The sequence below is a fragment of the Mesorhizobium kamtschaticum genome, assembly GCF_056174585.1.
In genome coordinates, this window is sequence record NZ_CM149691.1 from 854475 (window position 1) to 870975 (window position 16501).

General features: G+C 62.1%; 17 protein-coding genes, 1 tRNA gene and 1 pseudogene. 9 read left to right on the plus strand and 10 right to left on the minus strand.

The features are described 5' to 3' along the window. Positions 1 to 7 precede the first annotated feature (7 nt). The 3 genes from yihA to AC0V7N_RS04100 form a co-directional block, all read right to left on the minus strand. Positions 8 to 667 carry a ribosome biogenesis GTP-binding protein YihA/YsxC gene (gene yihA, locus AC0V7N_RS04090; protein ID WP_032937353.1) on the minus strand — a complete coding sequence of 220 codons (660 nt, stop codon included), beginning with the start codon at positions 665 to 667 and terminating at the stop codon, positions 8 to 10. After that, positions 664 to 1302 (minus strand): CatB-related O-acetyltransferase, encoded by a 639-nt coding sequence (locus AC0V7N_RS04095; protein ID WP_496627725.1) that lies wholly within the window; start codon positions 1300 to 1302, stop codon positions 664 to 666. Before AC0V7N_RS04095 ends, yihA begins: the two co-directional genes overlap by 4 nt. 120 nt (positions 1303 to 1422) lie before the next feature. Next, on the minus strand, positions 1423 to 1737 hold the full coding sequence (locus AC0V7N_RS04100) for a hypothetical protein (protein WP_475454941.1): 315 nt from the start codon (positions 1735 to 1737) through the stop codon (positions 1423 to 1425). 174 nt (positions 1738 to 1911) lie between these two features. Here AC0V7N_RS04100 and AC0V7N_RS04105 point away from each other — a divergent pair, with 174 nt between their 5' ends. The 3 genes from AC0V7N_RS04105 to AC0V7N_RS04115 are packed head-to-tail and all read left to right on the plus strand — an operon-like array spanning position 1912 to position 5214. Further along, positions 1912 to 2376 (plus strand): MarR family winged helix-turn-helix transcriptional regulator, encoded by a 465-nt coding sequence (locus AC0V7N_RS04105; protein ID WP_475454943.1) that lies wholly within the window; start codon positions 1912 to 1914, stop codon positions 2374 to 2376. Next, entirely contained in the window at positions 2369 to 3670 is a 1302-nt protein-coding gene (locus tag AC0V7N_RS04110; RefSeq protein WP_475454945.1) for an HlyD family secretion protein, read from the plus strand. The genes AC0V7N_RS04105 and AC0V7N_RS04110 overlap by 8 nt, the downstream gene beginning before the upstream one ends. After that, positions 3667 to 5214, plus strand: a complete 1548-nt coding sequence (locus AC0V7N_RS04115) for a DHA2 family efflux MFS transporter permease subunit (protein ID WP_496627726.1) — start codon at positions 3667 to 3669, stop codon at positions 5212 to 5214. The genes AC0V7N_RS04110 and AC0V7N_RS04115 overlap by 4 nt, the downstream gene beginning before the upstream one ends. 199 nt (positions 5215 to 5413) lie before the next feature. Here AC0V7N_RS04115 and AC0V7N_RS04120 read toward each other — a convergent pair whose 3' ends face one another. The 5 genes and pseudogenes from AC0V7N_RS04120 to rpmH all read right to left on the minus strand — a co-directional run bounded on the left by AC0V7N_RS04120 (position 5414) and on the right by rpmH (position 9252). After that, positions 5414 to 5980, minus strand: a complete 567-nt coding sequence (locus tag AC0V7N_RS04120; protein ID WP_475454949.1) for a fasciclin domain-containing protein — start codon at positions 5978 to 5980, stop codon at positions 5414 to 5416. 189 nt (positions 5981 to 6169) lie between these two features. Next, on the minus strand, positions 6170 to 6730 hold the full coding sequence (locus tag AC0V7N_RS04125) for a fasciclin domain-containing protein (RefSeq protein WP_475454951.1): 561 nt from the start codon (positions 6728 to 6730) through the stop codon (positions 6170 to 6172). A gap of 194 nt (positions 6731 to 6924) precedes the next feature. After that, positions 6925 to 8736 (minus strand): membrane protein insertase YidC, encoded by a 1812-nt coding sequence (gene yidC / locus AC0V7N_RS04130; protein WP_496627727.1) that lies wholly within the window; start codon positions 8734 to 8736, stop codon positions 6925 to 6927. 14 nt (positions 8737 to 8750) lie between these two features. After that, positions 8751 to 9082, minus strand: a pseudogene (gene rnpA, locus AC0V7N_RS04135) (ribonuclease P protein component). A 35-nt stretch (positions 9083 to 9117) separates the two neighbouring features. Then, positions 9118 to 9252, minus strand: a complete 135-nt coding sequence (rpmH, locus tag AC0V7N_RS04140) for a 50S ribosomal protein L34 (RefSeq protein ID WP_008833937.1) — start codon at positions 9250 to 9252, stop codon at positions 9118 to 9120. Positions 9253 to 9533: 281 nt separating this feature from the next. Here rpmH and AC0V7N_RS04145 point away from each other — a divergent pair, with 281 nt between their 5' ends. Both AC0V7N_RS04145 and AC0V7N_RS04150 read left to right on the plus strand, forming a co-directional pair. After that, entirely contained in the window at positions 9534 to 11021 is a 1488-nt protein-coding gene (locus tag AC0V7N_RS04145; protein WP_475454955.1) for an ATP-binding protein, read from the plus strand. 266 nt (positions 11022 to 11287) lie between these two features. Next, positions 11288 to 11364 (plus strand) — tRNA-Arg (locus AC0V7N_RS04150). Between the two features lie 26 nt (positions 11365 to 11390). Here the strand turns inward: AC0V7N_RS04150 and AC0V7N_RS04155 are convergent. Then, positions 11391 to 12287: a LysR family transcriptional regulator gene (locus AC0V7N_RS04155; protein WP_475460201.1), complete on the minus strand. Its 897-nt coding sequence runs from the start codon at positions 12285 to 12287 to the stop codon at positions 11391 to 11393. A gap of 153 nt (positions 12288 to 12440) precedes the next feature. On the opposite strand from AC0V7N_RS04155, the gene AC0V7N_RS04160 reads away from it, so the two are divergent. From AC0V7N_RS04160 to AC0V7N_RS04175, 4 genes are all read left to right on the plus strand, one after another. Next, entirely contained in the window at positions 12441 to 13184 is a 744-nt protein-coding gene (locus tag AC0V7N_RS04160) for an SDR family NAD(P)-dependent oxidoreductase (protein WP_475454957.1), read from the plus strand. A gap of 70 nt (positions 13185 to 13254) precedes the next feature. Further along, positions 13255 to 14142 (plus strand): alpha/beta fold hydrolase, encoded by an 888-nt coding sequence (locus AC0V7N_RS04165; protein ID WP_475454959.1) that lies wholly within the window; start codon positions 13255 to 13257, stop codon positions 14140 to 14142. After that, positions 14135 to 14503, plus strand: a complete 369-nt coding sequence (locus AC0V7N_RS04170) for a DUF427 domain-containing protein (protein WP_475454961.1) — start codon at positions 14135 to 14137, stop codon at positions 14501 to 14503. Before AC0V7N_RS04165 ends, AC0V7N_RS04170 begins: the two co-directional genes overlap by 8 nt. 91 nt (positions 14504 to 14594) lie before the next feature. Beyond that, the gene (locus tag AC0V7N_RS04175) at positions 14595 to 15347 is read left to right on the plus strand and encodes an SDR family NAD(P)-dependent oxidoreductase (RefSeq protein ID WP_475454963.1); all 753 of its coding nucleotides are present in this window, start codon (positions 14595 to 14597) and stop codon (positions 15345 to 15347) included. A gap of 227 nt (positions 15348 to 15574) precedes the next feature. Here the strand turns inward: AC0V7N_RS04175 and AC0V7N_RS04180 are convergent, their stop codons facing one another. Beyond that, positions 15575 to 16495 carry a LysR substrate-binding domain-containing protein gene (locus tag AC0V7N_RS04180; RefSeq protein ID WP_496627728.1) on the minus strand — a complete coding sequence of 307 codons (921 nt, stop codon included), beginning with the start codon at positions 16493 to 16495 and terminating at the stop codon, positions 15575 to 15577. Between the last annotated feature and the right edge of the window lie 6 nt (positions 16496 to 16501).

Genomic DNA, 16501 nt, shown 5'->3' on the forward strand with positions numbered 1-16501 from the left:
AATTGCTCTAGCCGCCATTGGCGGCCAGCACGATCGCGGCGTGCAATTCCTCCAGCCCCTCGCCCTTTTCCGATGACGTCGCCAGGACGAACGGAAACGCCGCCGGGCGCTTCTTGATCTTGGCCAGCGTCTCCTCGATCAGCCGCGGCACGCCGGCGGCCTTGATCTTGTCGGTCTTGGTCAGCACGATCTGGTAGGACACCGCCGCCTTGTCGAGCAGCGACAGCACCTCGTCGTCCTTGGCCTTGATCCCGTGGCGGGCGTCGATCAGCACATAGACCCGTTTCAGCGTCACGCGGCCCTTGAGATAGTCGAAGACCAGCTTGGTCCACTCGTCGACCTTCTCCTTGGGCGCGGTGGCGTAGCCGTAGCCCGGCATGTCGACCAGCGCCATCGGCGGCAAATCGGCGCCCTCGCCCGAAAATCCATCCGGCACGAAATAGTTGAGCTCCTGCGTGCGCCCCGGCGTGTTGGACGTGCGGGCCAGCCCCTTCTGGTTGACCAGCGCGTTGATCAGCGACGATTTGCCGACATTGGAGCGGCCGGCAAAGGCGATTTCCGGCGGCCCTTCCGGCGGCAGGAATTTCATGGCCGGCACGCCACGGATGAAAATCCACCCGCGCGTGAAGAGGTCGGTGGTGATCACAGTGCTGTTCAGAGCGTTCAAGCTGCTGCCTCCAGAAGAGAGATGTTGGCGCCCCTGATGGCGTCCAGGTTGCGGCCGATCTTGTCCACCGGCCAGTCCCACCATGCCAAAGCCAGCAGCCGCCTGATCGTCCTGTCGTCGAAACGCATCTTCACCATCTTCGCCGCGTTACCGGCGACGATCGCATAGGGCGGCACATCGTGCGTCACCACGGATTTGGCGGCGATGATAGCGCCATGGCCGATTTCCACGCCGGGCAGGATCACCGCCTCCATGCCGATCCAGACATCGCTGCCGACCACCGTGTCACCGCGTACCTCCTTCGACCATGTCGTCGGGTCAAAGCCCTTTTCCCAGCCATGGCCGAAAATGTTGAACGGGTAGGTCGAAAAGCCGGACATGGCGTGGTTGGCGCCATTCATGATGAAGCGCGCGCCTTCGGCGATGGCGCAGAACTTGCCGATGATGAGCTTGTCGCCGATGAAGGGATAGTGGTGCAGCACGCATTTCTGCGCGAATTTGTCCGGCCCGTCCGGGTCGTCATAATAGGTGAAGTCGCCGATCTCGATGTTCGGTTCCGTCACCAGCGGCTTCAGGAAGCCGACGCGCGTGTGCATCGGGATCGGGTGCTTGATGCCGGGGTTGGGTCCGTCCATGTCGGTTCGTCCGGGAATTGGCAGAGAGGCGCATCCGCAACCGCAGGCGCCTGGTCAAATAACGTGATCCGCCCTATAGCACCAATCGGCTGAGGAGCGAGTCTTCCGTGACGAACAAGCTCATTTGTTGCCGCGGCAGATGACGATCGGATTGGACAGCGCGCTGTCGAAACCGCTGCCCTGGTAGACGGTGACGTTCGAGGATCCGGGCGGCAGCAGGAAGCTGCCTTCGACGACTTTCTGATCGCCCGCCGTGGTGTGGAGATCCCAGCTAAACGTGCAGAATTGCGGCGGTGCCGCGGGTTTGACGTGGCTGCAGTTCAACTGCGCGCCACCCAGCATGGCGGCGCCACCGCAGCTGACCGCCTCGTTTGCAAACGCGATACCGGGGCACCCCAGGAGAGCCGCGACAGCTGCGATCTTGATCCAATTCATCGTCAAATCCTTGCCGGCAAATTCCCCCGCCAGGCGCGCCTTCGGTGTCGTGGCCCATGCAATTTTTCTTTTTCGCGGCTTAGCCCGTCTTGCGCGCGCCGTCCAGCAGGATTATGTGCATGATGATAATAAGCATGCTCACGAAAAGTTGTCCCTAGATCCTGATCTCCTCCCATGTCCTCCTCGCCCAATATCAGCTTCGTGCTGCACGACGTCGCACGCCTGCTTCGAAAGCGGTTCGAGCAGCGTTCGCGGACCTCGGGGCTGACACGCGCCCAGTGGCAGGTGCTGGCCGATCTTTCGCTGCATGAGGGCATCCACCAGAACAGACTGGCCGACCTCATCGAGATCATGCCGATCACGCTTGCGCGGCTGCTGGACAAGATGGAGGCGCGCGGCTTCATCGAGCGCCGTCCTGACCCGACCGACCGCAGGGCCTGGCTGCTTTACCTGACCCCGCAGGCTCACCCGCTGCTCGAGATCATGCGCAGCAACGGCCAGAAAACACGAGACGAGGCCTTCACCGGCCTTTCGTCTGAAACACAGCAGCACCTGCTGCAAACCCTAAGCTTGATCAAATCCAATCTGCTCGCGGCTTGCACCCAACCAGCCGTCGACCGGGAGAAAGTACATGGCTGAATCAACATCCCCCAAGAAACCTGCCGAAGACGACCCTTCAACGGGTCGCTCCGGCGACCAGATCATTCGGCTCGACAGCGAACGCGAACAGAGGCGCGCCAATGTCGTCATCGACAATGACGAGCTGGAAGCGCCCGTTGCGCTGGAGCCGGCGGCACTCGAGGCGCCGACCAAGGAGCCGCAGCCACAGCAGGCGCCTGCCGCCATTGCCCCTCCTGCTCCGGCCCCGGTCAAGCCGAAGCGCGGCCTGACGCGGCCGGTGCTTTTTGCCCTGCTTCCCGTCGCGCTGGTCGTCGGCGGCTATTACTACGTGACCGGCGGCCAGGTGATGTCGACCGACAATGCCTACATCCAGGCGCAGTCGCTCGGCGTGTCCACCGACGTCTCCGGTACCGTGCAGGAGATCGACGTGCACGAGAACCAGGCGGTGAGGAAGGGCGACGTGCTCTTTCGCCTGCGGCCGGCCTCCTTCGAAACCGCTCTCGCCGCCGCCCAGGCGCAGCTCGGGACCGTGCGCAACCAGGTACTGACCCTGCAGGCGAGCTACCAACAGTCGCTGGTGCAGATCGAACAGGCGCAGGCCGACATTCCCTACTACGAGGCCGCCTTCCAGCGGCAGCAGGACCTGCTCAAGACCTCGACCGCCTCCAAGGCGACTTTCGACAGCGCCCAGCACGACCTCGTCGCCGCGCGCCAGAAAGTGTCCGTCGCCAAGGCGCAGGCGCAGGCCATGCTTGCCCAACTCGGCGGCGATGCCGACCAGCCGGTGGAAAAGAACCCGTTCTACCTGCAGGCCCAGTCGGGCGTCGACGATGCGCAGCGCAACCTCGGCGACTCCGTGGTCAAGGCGCCGTTCGACGGCGTCGTCACCAATGTCGACGCGCTGCAGGTCGGCAAGTATCTGCCGGCTTCGCAGCCGGCCTTCAGCCTGGTCTCGTCGACCGATCTGTGGATCGAGGCCGAGCCGAAGGAAACCGAGCTGACCTATGTGCGGCCGGGACAGACGGCGACGATCAGCGTCGACACCTATCCGGGCGCCGTCTGGCACGGCACGGTTGCTTCGATCAGCCCGGCCTCGTCGTCGAGCTTCTCGCTGCTGCCGGCGCAGAACACCACCGGCAACTGGGTCAAGGTCGTGCAACGCATCCCGATGCGCGTGACGGTCGATGATATCATGGGCAAGCCGCCGCTGCGTGGCGGGATGAGCGTCGTGGTCGACGTCGAGACCGGCCATGCGCGCGGCCTGCCGGACTTCGTCACCAACCTCCTGAACCGGTTCGGACAGAAATCATGAGCAGCGCGACCGCGGCAGGTGCCACACCGGTGGTCGCCAATCGCGGCGCCATCACAGCTTGCGTGATCCTGGCGGTCATCATGCAGGCGCTGGACACGACCATCGCCAATGTGGCGCTGCCCTACATCCAGGGCAGCGTTTCGGCCAGCGCCGACCAGATCAACTGGGTGCTGACCTCCTACATCGTCGCTGCGGCGGTGATGACGCCGCCTTCGGGCTACCTCGCCAACCGCTTTGGCCGCAAGCGCATCCTGTTGACCTCGATCACCGGCTTCGTGGTCGCCTCGGTGCTGTGCGGTTTCGCGCAGTCGCTGCCGCAGATCGTCGGCTTCCGCTTGCTGCAGGGCTTTTTCGGCGCGGCGCTGGTGCCGCTGTCGCAGAGCATCCTGCTCGATATCTACAGTGTGGAAGAGCGTGGCTCGGCGATGGCGCTGTTCGGCATTTCCGTCATGGTCGGACCGGTGCTCGGGCCGGTCATCGGCGGCTGGCTGACCGAAAACTTCAGCTGGCGCTGGGTGTTCTACATCAACGTGCCGATCGGGGCGCTGGCTTTCGCCGGCGTCTCTCTGTTCGTCCTGGAAACCAAGCTGGACATCAAGGCAAGGCTGGACTGGCTGGGTTTCGGCATGCTCAGCATCACTATCGCGGCGCTGCAGATGTTTCTCGATCGCGGCGAGCAGCTCAACTGGTTCTCGTCCTCCGAGATCATCGTCGAGGCGCTGATCTGCGCGTCGGCCTTCTACATCTTCCTCGTCCACACCTTCACCGCCAAAAACACCTTCGTGAATCCGCGGCTTTTCCTCGACAGGAATTTCGCGGTCGGCATGATCTTCATCTTCATCATCGGCATCACCTATCTCGCCTCGCTGGCGCTGATGACACCCTATCTGCAGACGCTGATGGGCTATCCGGTGGTGACGGCCGGCATCGTCATGGGCCCGCGCGGTCTCGGCACGATGGCGTGCATGTTCCTGGTCGGCAGACTGATCGGCAAGGTGGATACACGATGGCTGCTGTTCATCGGCCTCGCGATCACCGCCTGGGCGATGTACGACATGACCGGCTGGACCCCTAATGTCTCGCAATGGACGATCATCAGCACCGGCTTTGTCCAGGGCGCGGGGCTTGGCTTCCTGTTCGTGCCGCTGACCACCATCACCTTCGCCACGCTGGCGCCGGAGCGGCGCGCGGAAGGCACCGGGCTTTACAACCTGTCGCGCAACATCGGCTCCAGCGTCGGCATCTCAGTCGTCACCGCGCTGTTGACGCAGAACGTGCAGATCAACCATGCCAACATCGCCGCCTATGTGACGCCCTTCAACCAGGCGTTCGGCAATCCGGCGATCGCGCAAGCGATGAACCCCTACACCGCCGCCGGCCGCGCAGCACTTGACGGGGTGGTGACGTTGCAGGCGACTGTTATCAGCTACATGAACGACTTCAAGCTGATGATGATCCTGTCGCTGGCCGCTATCCCGCTGGTTCTCCTGCTGCGCAAGCCGGGAACGCCGGCCAAGGTCGACCACAGCGCCGTCATGGAGTGACGTCTGTACGGGCCGGCTGATGCCCCGTCCGGACCCATCGCGCATATACCCTCAAAAGAAACCGGGGCCCTGTGAGGGACTACAGGACCCCGGCCTCGCCGATACGGCTTCCCAAGAAACGTGGCACCTCGTCATGAGGCGGGGATGGCAGGCCGAGAAAGCCCAACGAGCTGCCATTGCCCCCTTTCGCCGGAAGCCGTTACTTCGGCAACAGCACCTTGTTGACGACGTGGATGACGCCGTTCGACTGGTTGACGTCGGCAGTCGTCACCTTGGCGGCACCACCCGACTCGTCGACGATGTAAAGCGAGCCGCCCTTGACTTCAGCGGTCAGCGTGTCGCCCGAAACGGTCTTCATTTCATACTTGCCGCCCATGGCCTTCGCCTTGGTCATCATGTCCTTGGCCGAAATCTTGCCCGAGACGACGTGCGCGGTCAGAATCTTGACCAGCTTGGCCTTGTTCTCGGGCTTCACCAGCGTGGCAACGGTGCCGGCCGGGAGCTTCTTGAAGGCCGAGTCCGTCGGTGCGAACACCGTGAAGGGGCCGGCGCTTTGCAGAGTGTCGACCAGGCCGGCCGCCTTGACGGCTGCTACGAGGGTCTTGTGGATCGGCGAGTTGACGGCGTTCTGGACGATGTTCTTGGAGGTCGACATCGCCGCGCCACCAACCGTCGGGTTGGCGAATGTGTAGGAGGTGGTGGCGGCGAGACCGGAAACAGCCAGCACGGCCGAGACGCAGAGTGCTTTGAGGATGGACTGTGCCATTGGAGAACCCTTCCGTTGCGACAATTGTTAATTCGATTGTCGCCAACAGTTACGCCTTGGCGGCAGGGAAGTTTCGAACCGCTCGAATAAAAATATAAACAAAACAATTACTTATAAAGACGTAACTTCCAACGCCAATATCCCCGTGACGCGGATCACGGGGCTATTGGCTTTGGATGAAAGGGGAGCTTATTTCGGGACAAGAACCTTGTTCACCACGTGGATCACGCCGTTCGACTGGTTGACGTCGGCGATCGTCACCTTGGCCTCATCGCCGGATTCGTCGACGATGTAGAGCTTGCCCTTCTTCACTTCGGCGGTAAGCGTGTCACCGCTGACGGCCTTCATCTCATACTTGCCGCCCATCGCCTTGGCCTTTTTCATCAGTTCGGCGCCCGACAGCTTGCCGGCAACGACATGCGCGGTCAGCACCTTGACCAACTGGTCCTTGTTCTCAGGCTTGAGCAGTGTGTCGACGGTACCCTTGGGCAGTGCGGCAAACGCTTCGTTGGTCGGCGCAAAGACTGTGAACGGACCGGCGCCCTGCAAAGTGTCGACGAGGCCGGCTGCCTTGACGGCGGCGACCAGTGTTGTGTGGTCCTTCGAATTGACGGCGTTCTCGACGATGTTCTTGGTTGCATACATCGGCGCACCGCCGACCATGGGGTTCTTGGCGAAGGCCGGAGCAATGATCGTTGTGCTGGCGACGAGCGCGGAAAGCGCGACGATCCTGAATGATGGCAAGCGCATTTGTTCTTCCTCCCTGCGAGGGCTGATCGGAATTGATAGCCTTTGGAAATGCACATGCAGTCACGCCCCGCGGCGGCTGGCAGTTTCGTCGATCACGGGAACGTGAACGGCTATCCGCGCAAAGAAAAAGCCCGGACAAGCCGGGCTTTTCGCGAAGAGAGAGTTTCTATTCCGCTTTTGCAGAAGAAGGGCGGCTACTCCGCCGGCGACGGTTTCTTTCGAAACAGCGCGACCAGATTGTCCCACAGTTCGATCTTGGCACCCTGGCGCTTCATGATGACGCCCTGCTGCAGGATCGACAGCGAGTTGTTCCAGGCCCAGTAGATGACGAGGCCGGCCGGGAAACCCGCCATCATGAAGGTGAAGATAACAGGCATCCAGGTGAAGATCGCTGCCTGGGTCGGATCCGGCGGCGTCGGGTTCATGCGCATCTGCAGGAACATGGTGACGCCCATGATCAGCGGCCACACACCGATCATCAGCATGTGCGGCAGCGTGACCGGAACCAGGCCGAACAGGTTGAAGATCGAGGTCGGATCGGGTGCCGCCAGATCCTGGATCCAGCCGAAGAACGGCGCATGGCGCATCTCGATGGTGATGTAGAGCACCTTGTAGAGCGAGAAGAAGACCGGGATCTGCAGCGCCACCGGCCAGCAGCCGGCAAGCGGATTGATCTTCTCGGTCTTGTACAGCTCCATCATCGCCTGCTGCTGCTTCATCTTGTCGTCCGCGTATTTCTCGCGGATCTCGAGCATCTTGGGCTGCACCTTCTTCATGTTCGCCATCGACGCGTAGGACTTGTTGGCGAGCGGGAAGAACAGGGCCTTGACGATGACGGTGGTGGCGAGGATGGCCAGGCCGAAATTGCCGAAGAGTTTGTAGAGCGTGTCGATCAGCCAGAACATCGGCTTGGTGATGAAATAGAACCAACCCCAGTCGATCACCAGGTTGAACTGGCGAATATGACGGTCCGCCTCATAGGCGTTGATCTTGGCGACTTCCTTGGCACCGGCGAAGATCTCGGTCTCGACGGTCGCGGACTGGCCGGCATCGACATTGATCGCATCGGTGAGGAAGTCCGACTGGTAGCGGTGGCGGCCATCCTCGAAAAAGGCATAGCGCGGCTGGAAAGGCTGCTTCTCGGTCGGCACCAGCGTGACGGCCCAGTATTTGTCGGTGATGCCGAGCCAGCCATCGGTCGACTTGCCCGGCGTGACCTGCTTTTCAGATTCGATCTTGGCGTATTTGTACTCGGCCAGGCCTTCGGTCCCGGTGACGCCGATCAGGCCTTCATGCAGCACATAAGTGCTGGCGACGGGCGGCTTGTCATAGCGGGTGACGCGGCCGTAATTGAACAGCGAAACCGCGCTCGAGCCGGAATTCTGCACCGTGTCCGACACCGTGAACATGTAGTTGGCGTCGACGGAGAAGGTGCGCTTGAAGGTCAGGCCCTTGTCGTTGGTGTAGGTGAGCGTCACCGGCGTCGACGGGGTCAGAGTCGGATTGCCGTCGACACTCCACGCCGTTTCCGCACCCGGCACAGCACCGGTCTTGTCGTTTCCGACGAAGCCGATCTCGGCGAAATAGCCGGTGGGCAGGGCCTGCGGGTTGAGCAGCTCGATCTCGGGCGAATTCTTGTCGACGGTTTCGGTGTAGTGCTTGAGCTTGAGGTCGTCGAGGCGCGCGCCGGTCAGGTTGATCGAGCCCTCGAGGCTCGGCGTGTCGATCTTGACGCGCTTCGATGTGGCAAGCGCCTGGTCGCGGCTGGCCGCGGTGACGGTATCACCGCCGGGCGCGCTGGGAATGGTGCCCGGCGCCGGCGCCGGTGTTGCAGCACCCGGATTGGCCGCTTCGGCCGCCTTCTTCTGCTCCTCCACGCGCTGCTGCTCGATCTTGGCGGCCTCGCGCTGCTGCTCGACGCGCGGGTTCATGTAGAAAACCTGCCACAAAGTCAGGATCAGCACCGACAGCGCGATGGTGATGAAGAAGTTCCGGTTGTTTTCCATCGAGAGCCCTTGGCCTATCGTGTTCCGCGAAGTCGGCGGGAGAGTTCGGCCTTCAACTGGCCGAACGGGGCGCGCAGTGCGTCATCGCGCCCGACGATGACATAATCATTGCCGGGCACCATGTCATCTGCGGCATGGACGCGGACGGCTTCTTCAGCCGCCGCCTGACGCGGTTGCGCACAACAGCGTTGCCGACCTTCTTGGTGACGGTGTAGCCGACGCGCGGCACGCCGCCATCGCCGCGGTCCAGGACCTCGACGAGGAAAAACCGTCCGCGTCGCTTTTCACCACGACGGACGGCCAGGAATTCCGCGCGTTTCAGAAGCCGCTTGGGATTTTGCCCCACTGGCTTGCCGGTTGCGGGCAACGATCTCGTCTCGCTTAGGCGCTGAGCCGCTTGCGGCCGCGGTTGCGGCGAGCTGCGACGACGCCACGACCACCCTTGGTGGCCATGCGGGCACGGAAGCCGTGCCGACGTTTGCGGACGAGTTTGGACGGTTGGTAGGTACGCTTCATTTGTTTTAATACCGCGGAGTTGCGGCCCTTCTTGATTCTGTCACTTTGTAACAGGAGCTTTGCCGGGCCGGCTTTGGCGCGATCGAAACCGCGCCGGGACGAATGGCCCGAGCGTGAGCGGGCTTATAGAAAGAAGGGTTTTGGAAGTCAATCCGGGGTCGTCGCGCCAGGGATGCTGGCTTTATGACGGTAATTTAATGTTCCAGCCAAAGGATGAAATTGGCAAAAATGCCGTAATGACCTAATCTTGGCTGATCAAGTGATTGTGAAGACAGAGTCGCATGAGCGAAATCAGCCAAGCGGGGGAAGGGATCGGCACGGCGCCCGCCGCCGTCCGCAGCGTGCCGCTGTCGCGCGGTCTTTCGACAAAACTGCTGCTCCTGACCATCGTTTTCGTGCTTCTGGCCGAAGTGCTCATCTTCCTGCCCTGGATCGCCAGTTATCGGCTGAGCTGGCTCAAGGAGCGGCTGAGCACGGCCGCCGCCGTGTCGATCGTGCTGGTGCAGGGCGAGTCGACCTCACTGTCGCGCACGGCCCAGAACGACGTGCTGATGGCGATCGGCGCCAAGGCGATCGCGGTGCGCGATGGCGGCGTCTCGCGGCTTCTGGTGGTGGCGGACATGCCGCCGCAGGTCGACGAGCATATCGACCTCGCCAGTGTCGGCATGGTCAAGGGCATGACCGGCGCGCTCGACACGCTGTTCTTCGGCGGCGACCGGATGCTGCGTGTTTTCGGGCCGGTCGGCGACAGCGACAAGGAGTTCGAGCTGATCATGCCGGACTATTCGCTGCGCAAGGCGATGCTCATCTATTCGCGCAACGTCGCCTTCGTCTCGCTGCTGATCTCGCTGTTCACGGCGATGCTGGTCTATGCCGCGATCGACCTGATCATGATCGGGCCGATCCGCACCATGACGCGCTCGATGCTGTCATTCTCCGAAGCCCCTGACGACCCCGGGCGCATCATCCATCCCGCCGCCCGCGCCGACGAGATCGGCGTTGCCGAACGCGAGTTGTCGCAGATGCAGGAACGGCTGCAAAAGATGCTCTCCGAGCAGAAGCACCTTGCCGATCTCGGCCTGGCCGTCTCGAAGATCAACCACGACATGCGCAACATCCTGGCCTCCGCACAGCTGATGTCGGACCGCCTGCGCCAGGTCAGGGATCCGACCGTGCAGGCCTTCGCGCCGAAGCTTTTGCGCGCGCTCGACCGTGCCGTCTCCTATTCGGAAGGCGTGCTTCACTACGGTCGCACGCAGGAGCCGCCGCCTTCGCGCCGCCGGGTGCGGCTGCGCCAGCTGGTCGAGGACGTGCACGGGCTGCTCGACATCGAAGAGGGCATCGAGTTCATCAACGCCGTCGAGGCGGCTTTCGAGGTGGACGCCGATTCCGACCAATTGTTCCGGGTGCTCACCAATCTGTGCCGCAATTCGGTGCAGGCAATGGCGGCCGACACCGAGAGTGCCGTGGTGCGACGGCTCGCCGTATCGGCCGTGCGCCTAGGCAGCGTCAGCCGCATCGCCGTCACCGACACCGGTCCCGGCCTGCCGCCGAAAGCGCGCGAAAACCTGTTCGCTGCCTTCCGCGGCTCGGCACGCAGCGGCGGCACCGGCCTTGGCCTGGCGATCGCGCACGAGCTGATCCGCGCGCATGGCGGCACGGTGGAACTGGTCGAGTCGATTGGCGGGCGCACGACTTTCGCCGTTACCATCCCCGACCAGCCGGTGCGGCTCGACCAGGCCCGCGGCAGCCTGCGCCGCCCGGCGTGACAGCCCCGACGCTGTTTTCCTGAGGGTTCTTGCCGTTCAGAGCTGATGCTTTCCACGACCTTCCCCCTCTCAGCCTGAAATCAGGCCGGCTCCCCGGCAGCTTCAAAGCCTTGGGATCGGGGCCGTTATCACGAGATGACGGACTCGCGACAAAACTTTTGCCGGATCGACTTGCTTTTCCTAAATTCAGTCGCTAGGGAACTGCACACATTCGCGGCCGGTCCTTGGGATCGGATCGCGGGGCCGTTGAAAACATGGCCTGATGCGCGCCCGTAGCTCAGCTGGATAGAGCACCAGACTACGAATCTGGGGGTCAGGAGTTCGAATCTCTTCGGGCGCGCCAAAATTCCATTACGCCCCGGTAGTCACCTAGCCTCTTCGATCGCGAGCGATCAGTTCGTCCACTCTTGACAGGAATAGCTTCAAGGTCGGCGATCCATTCGCTTTGTGATAGCCGACAACCAGATCAATCGTTGGCGCATCGTCCGTCAACGGGCGACTGACCACGGACCGTGGCATGAAGTTCCGAGCGTAGGCCGGCAAGAACGCCACGCCCCGCGTCGAGGCGATCAGGGACATGGCCATTGCGAGATTGTCGACCTCGTGATCCGGCCTGATGTCAAGTTTGGATTGCTCCAGATAGTCGTTGATGACGATCCGCAGTGCCGGCGCCGTATTCGACACGCTGACGAACGTCTCACCGACAATATCGTGCGGGCCGATAGCATCATACGTGGCAAGGCGGTGATCATGCGGCAAGACGGCGATCAACGGCTCCCTTGCGACGAGCCTGTAGATTAGATCCGGTGTTTGCGCCTCTGGCCGCATGAAGGCGACGTCAAGCTTGCCTCGCATAAGCGCGTCAGCGAGTTGCGGCGAATATTGGCTGGAAACGGTGACCTCCATGTTGGGAAGTTCATCATGAAGAATGCGCATGGCTTCGGGCAGCCAGTCCATTTCCTGACCGGTCAGGAAACCAAGGGCAAAGGTTGGCTTGGATGGCTCCGCGGCGCGGCGTGCGGCTTCACGTGCCGCCTCGACCTGGGCTAGCGCCAACCGGGCGTGGTCGAGGAAGACCCGGCCCGCGGCAGTGAGTTCGATGCCTCGTGCCGTGCGGACCATGAGCCGCACGCCGACCTCATACTCCAGATCACTCATCTGACGGCTCAAGGACGGCTGCGCTGTGTGCAGCCGACGCTTTGCCGCGACCGTCAGGCTGCCCTCCTCGGCGACGGCGACGAAATAACGAAGGTGTCTCAACTCCATGACGCGCTCCATGCCTTGGCGGCATGGGTCCCAACCTACAAAGTCTTTTTCCGTGGCGCCAGCAGAGCCCAAATCAAGGCAGAAGAAAACGATCTTCGCCACCCAACCGGGTTTCCGCTTCGCACGGAGGCCATATCTTGAAGGACTGGATAAATGAACAACCCCGTTGTCTTGATCACAGGCGGACTGACAGGTATCGGCCGCGCCGCCGCCATCGCCTTCGCCAAGAATGGCGCAAGGGTGGTCGTTGCCGGCCGGCGTGACGAGGCTGGCAACGCGCTCGCCCAAGAACTGCGTTCTTTCGGTTCGGAAGCCGAGTTCTTCAACGCCGACGTCCGCAAGGAGAATGATGTCCGCGCTTTGGTCGACAAGACCGTCGCGCGGTTTGGCCGTCTCGATGTCGCGGTGAACAATGCAGGCACTGAGGGCCAGGTCGGCCCGATCACCGACCAGACCGCTGAAAGCTATGCCGCGACGTTCGACACCAATGTTCTCGGCGTGCTTCTGAGCATGAAGCACGAGGTGCGCGTCATGCAGAAACAGGGCAGCGGCAGCATCATCAACATCTCTTCGACCTACGGCCACGAGGGTGCGGCAGGCGCCTCTGTGTATGTCGGCAGCAAGCACGCCGTCGAAGGCATCACCAAGTCAGTGGCCCTCGAAATCGCCAAATCGGGGATCCGTGTGAATGCGGTGGCGCCCGGCCCCACGGACACCGGCATGTTGACCCGCTTTACCGGCACACCAGAGAACAAGGCGACCTTGGTGACGACCGTTCCGATGGGTCGTCTCGGCCTCTCCGAGGAGCTTGCCAACGCGATCGTCTTCATCGCGTCGGACGCAGCTTCCTTCATCACCGGCCATGTTCTCAACGTCGACGGCGGCAAGTCCCACTGATCCTTTCCGGGCGCGGAAGTCTGTTCCGCGCCCGGCTAACGACGTCCCGACACCTCAAGAGGCAATCTCAGTGACCCAATACACTCACCAGACGGCGCCGACGCAGTTCGTGGATGCCGGCGGTATCCGCTTCGCCTACCGGCGCTTCGGTAAACCGGGCGGCGTGCCGCTTGTCTTCAACATGCATTTCATGGGCACGATGGACCATTGGGACCCGGCCGTGACCGACGGCTTTGCCAAGGAGCGCGAAGTCATCCTGTTCGACAACGCCGGCGTGTCCGGCAGTTCCGGCGACGTTCCGGGCTCGTTTGCCGGGATGGGTGCCAACGCGATCGCCTTCATCAGAGCGCTCGGGCTTAGGCAGGCTGATGTGCTGGGTTTCTCCATCGGAGGACTGGTCGCGCAGGAAATTGCACTGCAAGCCCCGGATCTCGTTCGCCGACTGGTGCTGGTTGGCACCGGACCACGAAGCGGCGAGAGCATGGACACCGGTACGCCGGAGGGCGCCCAGATCTTTGGTAAAACCTATGAGCATCCGGACGATCTCTGGCTTCGCGTTCACTTCACGCCTTCGCAAGCGAGCCAGGCCGCCGGCCGCCGGTTTCTCAAACGCTCTCAGCTCCGCACCAAGGATCGCGATCCTCAGGTAACCGAGAAGGCTGCATTGGCGCAGCGGACCGCTATAGCCAAATGGGGTGCCAAACGCGAACACGCCTGGGATTATCTGAAGGACATCAAGCAGCCTGCCCTGGTCGTCAACGGCAGCAACGACGTCATCATCTATACGATCAACTCGTACATCCTGCAGCAGAACCTGCCCAACGCCCAGCTGATCATCTATCCCGATTCCGCGCATGGCTCCTTGTTCCAGTATCCGGCGCTGTTTGTCGCCGACGTCACCCGTTTCCTGAGCGCCGAAGTTCCGTTTTCAACCGAAGAGGATAGAAGTCATGACTGACAGGGTGGCGAAGATTTCGGGGCCAGACCACCCCATTTCGATCGAGGCGAACCCGTCCCGCGTCGTGGTCACGGTCGGCGGAAAGATTATCGCCGACACGCGCGCGGCACTGACGCTTCGTGAGATAACATATCCCGCCGTTCAATATATTCCCCGCCGGGATGTCGATATGGCCGCGCTCGTGCGCAGCGAGCACATTACGTTTTGCCCCTACAAGGGTGACGCCGCCTACTACAGCATTCCGGCCGGCGGGGATCGCTCCATCAACGCGGTGTGGACTTATGAGAGCCCGTTCGAGGCGATGGCCCGGATCAAGGACTACATCGCCTTCTACCCGAGCCGGGTCGACGAGATTGGCTAAGTTGGACCAAGCGGACTGTCGGCCGAAGATATAATGCTCCTGCCGAGCCCTACTGTCTGCGGCTGATGGAAACCAACGGAGCCTGATGACCATGACCAGCAGCAGACACGCCTTGGTCACCGGCGCCGGAGCCGCCGACGGCATCGGCTTTGCCATCGCCCGCCAGCTTGGCAGCACTGGCCATGCCGTGTTCCTTACCGGCGCCAGCGCACGCGTGCTCGATCGCGCCGCCGAGCTTCGTGCCGAAGGCATCGATGCCACGGCCGTGGTTGCCGATCTCACCAAGGCCACCGATGTCGCGCGGCTGCGGGCTGAGGTCGGCGCCGTCGACATACTGGTCAACAATGCCGGCATGGGCTCGCTGGCATCACCCTCGGTCGACAAGACTTTTGTCGCGATGACCGAGGCCGACTGGGATCAAGGCATCGAGGTCAGCCTGAAGACGGCGTTTCTGGTCACCCATGCGTTCCTGCCGGGAATGGTCGAAGCGGGCTATGGGCGCATCGTCAATGTGGCGTCGGTCACCGGGCCGCTGGTGTCCTTCGTGGGCACATCAGCCTATTCCGCCGCCAAGGCCGGCATGGTCGGCCTGACGCGCACGCTGGCACTCGAAGTGGCAAGACACGGCGTGACAGTCAATGCCGTCGCCCCGGGTTGGATCGCAACAGGCTCGTCGAGCGAGATGGAGCTGAAAGCGGCCCTGCATACGCCGCCAGCGCGGGCGGGGCGGCCGGATGAAGTTGCTGCGGCAGTCGTGTTCCTGGCCTCGGAAGGCGCCAGCTATGTCAATGGCGCCCTTTTGGTGGTCGACGGCGGCAACAGCCTTCAGGAGCACAAGGGCTGAAGGCTTGAAAGCGCTTCGCCGGAGCGATCGGCTGACCGTGAGGGCAATATTTTCACGACAACCAGGCTTCCGTTGGCAAACCGCGCCAGCCACCGGCCTCGCTCATCGTCTCGCGATCCCGCACATGGGCGCTCGCCAGTATAAGCCGAAGTTGGCAAGGGACGAACCGGCTATTGACTCGATTGGCGGTGTAAGTTGGGGTGCTCATTCCCGACACATCGATCGTTTCACTGTAGCAAGGCGATGATATTTTCGATGAGCCAATCGATCGCGGGATCTGAGATTGAGTATTGTGTTCGAACCCCGTCGATGAAGAAGATATCGGATGCGAAGGGAAACGGCCACGACTGCAGACCAAAGTTTTTGGCGAAGCGTTCGACCAGCCGCCTGGGCGCGGTAACGAGCAGGTCGCTGCTTGCCGCAGCGGCAAAGGCGCTCAGGAACATCGGCGAGCTCGCGACGACGCGGCGGGAAAGGCCATTTCGGGAGAGGTACTCGTCTATAGTGCCGACAAGATCACCGGAGAACGACACGATAAGGTGACCAAGGGAGAGATACGCGGCTAGATTCAGCCCCTGGTGGAGCTGCGGGTGATCGGCGCGGGCGACCACAAGATAGTCTTCTTCAAACAAGCGAATTGCCTTGCAGTCATCCGGCACGTCAGGAAACCGGCCGATTGCAAGGTCGAGATCATTTTCGCGAAGCTTCTTGAAGGCCTGGCTGGGACCGCCTGCAAAACTCACCGCTAGGCGTGCCGACGGTGCGGCGCCAGCGAAGAATGATATCAGAGGCTGCGTCAGCAGGGATCCGACGAAATCATTCGCCGAGACCCGGAAGAGCCGATGACTGGCAATGGGATCGAACTCCGCCGGGCCGCTGAGGACGTCTCCCGCCAAGTTCAGAATCACGTCCACTTTCGGCGCCAACTCGATTGCAAATGGTGTCGGTTGCAACCCGGCGGGCCGGCGGACAAAGAGCGGGTCGTCCAGAATCTGGCGCAACCGGCCAAGCGCGTGACTTATCGCGGGCTGGCTGAGCCCCAAGCGCTGGGCAGCAGCCGTCGAACGGCGGCTGCGGTAAACCTCCTGGAAGATCAGCAACAGCGAAAAATCCAGCTGCCGGAGTTTCGTGTCATTTATATCGGGCATTCAAGT